2 protein-coding genes are annotated in these 3,593 nt (G+C 47.7%); both read right to left on the bottom strand.

The window, feature by feature from the left end; genetic code table 11:
* Window positions 1-2,131, bottom strand: a 2,131-nt coding sequence (locus ABY436_RS19625; RefSeq protein WP_372740615.1) for a S8 family serine peptidase, incomplete at its 3' end; no start/stop codon positions are given.
* Between the two features lie 87 nt (window positions 2,132-2,218).
* The coding region (locus ABY436_RS19620) for a DUF4157 domain-containing protein (protein ID WP_372740614.1) at window positions 2,219-3,593 on the bottom strand (1,375 nt) is incomplete at its 5' end.

The following is a 3,593-nucleotide window of genomic DNA, read 5'->3' as shown; positions in this document are numbered from 1 at the left end:
CAGAGGTGTCTTTCTGACCGCTGATATCTAAAGACCAGCCTTTCAGACGGCCGCGATCAGCCAGGGCGAGATCCTGCACATGCAGTGCCCACTCTCCCTTCACGGGTTCGCCGGTCAACGCCAGCAAATTGGGTACAGAGGAGATATCAAAATCAACCCGCAGATCGTTGGCACTACCACCGGTACGATCATGTAAAGGAACAACGCTGCCTGAGGGAGAGATCAAGCTGACACGCAGATCACCAATATAGGTGTGGCTGATATCAACACTCACGGTAATAGCCGAGAGCCCGAACACTTTAGCGCAGTTGATTTTATCCTTGATACCTCTGACATTATTGTCAGGAATACTCTTATTCGGCTCAGAGCTGGCTTTAAATACCTTGTTGGCGACCGGCTGACGGCGGCTTAACGCTTCTGCTACTGCCGCATTTGCATCCACACGGCCGTGACCAAACCACGGGCTCCAGCTACCTTCCGCATCGCCATTGTCAATAAATGCACCATTATGAAAGGGCGCCACCGGAGACACATCCCAGCCGGTATTAGCGTCAAAACTTGCGGGGGGCGTACGAGGATAATCACTAAAATCCAGATCTTTAGACGCGGTTTGCTTAAGGATCGAAATCACCTCAAGCGCACTCAAATTTGGGTTTGATGAGATAGTCAGTGCCGCAACGCCAGCCACCAGAGGCGTCGCGCTTGACGTACCGCCAAAACTATTTGTCACCCTGCCGAATTCACCCGTAGTGGTGGTAATACCCAAGCCCCGGACGGTCATCCGGTAATAGGCATGGCTGTTACTGGATGGCGCACAAACACCAATACCCGGCCCATAATTAGAGTAGTGACTACGTCTGGCAGTGCTGGCCAATGCAGCAACATGCATCACACCGGGAATTCCTACAAGATTGTTACGAAACACACGCGTCGTATTAACACCCACCCAGACCAGAGCGCCGCCTTGCACGTCAACACCGTGATCGTATGGGACATCCTGATTAGCGGTATGGTTGATCAGGCAGTTTTCATTCCCTGCTGCCCATAAAAACACAATCCCTTTACCACGACGGCCACCCGTTAATGCCAAACCTTTAATACGGTTGATGACCGGCAACGCCCACACACTGGTAGGCACACCACCCCATGAGTTCGACATCACATCGGCTTTATCAGCAATATAGTTAAGCGCGGTGAGTAACTTAGAATCACTGATAAATAACGAAGGCCCCGACGACTCCCATTGAATCGGCAACAATTGGCAACCCGCTGCTGCACCCACCGTCAGCACCGAGTCAATCTCACCACCAATAACACCACAACAGGACGTTCCATGATTAGAACCTGCCTTATACATCTGCCGGGGATCCGCGTCTATATCCATGGGGGTTACCAAACGCGAACCACGAAAGTACCCCCATGAAGCAAATTTATCAGGCGAATCAAAATCGTGATGATCCAGCTTGCAACCATCATCAGACACAGCAATGACAACCTCGTCACTGCCGAATCCATCCATTAAGCTCCAGGAATTCTCACACAGGGCGCTGGAACGAACATCAAAATCCGGATCATTCAGATGTGTATGTAAATGCCATTGTCTTGAATAATCAGGATCAGTAGGAACAGAGAACTGCTCAGCATTCATCCGCTGATTCAGGTCATGCTCTACTGCCTCTATCAAAGGCTCCTCTTCTGTGAGTTTCACCACCAATTTAACCGGATTCATGCCGGTATGATTAGTGAGCTGAAACAGGTAATCCCGATCACTGTACGTGGCTTTTTTCACTAATGCATAGCGTCCAGCGAGTGCGTCAACATCCTGATCAGAAAGCGCCTCTTTAAAGGTGACAAAAATCCGGTCAGTAATTAAAAACTCAGCCCCTGAATCCGCTTCGTAATATGCATGATGGGTAGGTGCGACAACACGGCTACGCTCCATTAAGGCATCAAGCTTAGCTCCACTGGTATTGATTCGGGTGGAAGCGGATGACACCTGCTCAGATGAAGCAATAGCGGCATCGTCCAAACTCGCAGGCAATGCTCTAACCACCATCTGATCAGGACTTTTTTCCAAAGCGACCTTTTGGCCGCCGCGATAGGTGTAGGTTTTAGCTGACTTATTCATCATATGCCTCCTAACCGCTTACTGTTGTCGTTCCTCGTTTTACCTTGAGAACTACTGACTATTTGAATTCGCCATTGAGCCACTCTGACTTTAATTATCCTGCGTTTTATCTGCAGGAGCAGCCTGCTTCCATTTACCAGTAGTCCAATAACCGCCGCCTCTAATCGTTCCAATATGCGCCTTCACTTCGACCTGCCAAAGATTGGCAAGTAACTGACTAAAGCTTTCTCCAAGCTTTCCATCACCAACGTTGCAGCCTCGTAAAACCGCTTTACCGTTATCACAAAACTTAGGGGTTAGCCGAGCTAGGAGGTTTGCCATTGCTGCATCGTAGATATCTGATGTGGAGTCCAGAGCTCCACCCCTAATATGTTTTCCAGCAATATTGCCTGTTCCGTCTCCAACTGAAATACTGCCTGGAGAGCCATGACCTATAATGGTTAATGAGCCTATACAACTGCCAATTTCTAGTTCATTTTCGATCGATTTGACCATTCCCTCAACGCTGGATACATCAATTTGCCCCCAGGTCAAAACACCCCCTGCCACGTTGAAGCCATTCCAGCTATCTCCCCAATCCAAAACCGTTACATCTTTATTCTTAATAGCACTTTTACCTGAACGCACGCCCTTAAACTTACTGTTTGATGACAACACTGATGGAATAAAAGCCTCCCGCGTAACCGTGTTGTAATACATAAATTGAACATTAGGATGAGGGTGTGGCCTTATAACCCAAACCTGCTGGTTTTCACCTTGGCTAACATTGATTACCTTTCTCACACCCTCCCAACTCATTACTGCAAATGTATTCGTAATCTCATGACGCTGATATTTGGGGTCGCCCGGATTAGATTCAGCGGTTAGAAATTCAACGCTATAAAGTGCATCTTTTGTCACATGCGCTTCAATATTTTTTTGATCATCTCCCGTTAAATCAAAAAACGTTGTCACTCCATCTTCGTAGTTTATCGTGGGAGAAAATTTTGCGGGATCACTCAGGATGTATTCATCTTCAACCATCATTGATTTACGTAATGAGGCCATTTTAACTTTCACTTTATTGCCACTGCCTGGATAGTAAAACTGAACGGCAACCTCCTTTGTACCTCCCGCCATCAAATTGAAAGTGTAATACCCTTTATACGATACATCCGGATCCCGCTTTAATCTGACAACATCTTTATCACCAGAAAAATTTGACGTGAGCTGTTGTTTATTCTGAATGTTTCTACTCATTTGCAACGGCCTCTGCTGCACAACATGCGTCATCTCATGGGCCAGCAATCGTCGTCCGCTATAGGTTTGTGGGGCAAACCGGCCTGCTGCAAATACAATATCCTGTTTCACCGTATAGGCTTGTGCGCCCAACTCCCGTGCTGATTGATCAGCAATGCTGCCGGTATGTACCCGCACACCCGAGAAGTCATAACTAAAGCGCTGACTCATCTCCTGCTGTAATGTT

Origin of the sequence: Neptunomonas sp., assembly GCF_041601355.1 — a bacterium.
Classification (GTDB): Bacteria; Pseudomonadota; Gammaproteobacteria; order Pseudomonadales; family Balneatricaceae; genus Neptunomonas.
The sequence above is the reverse complement of the archived record's forward strand: the minus strand, read 5'-3'. Positions and strand labels throughout refer to the sequence as shown.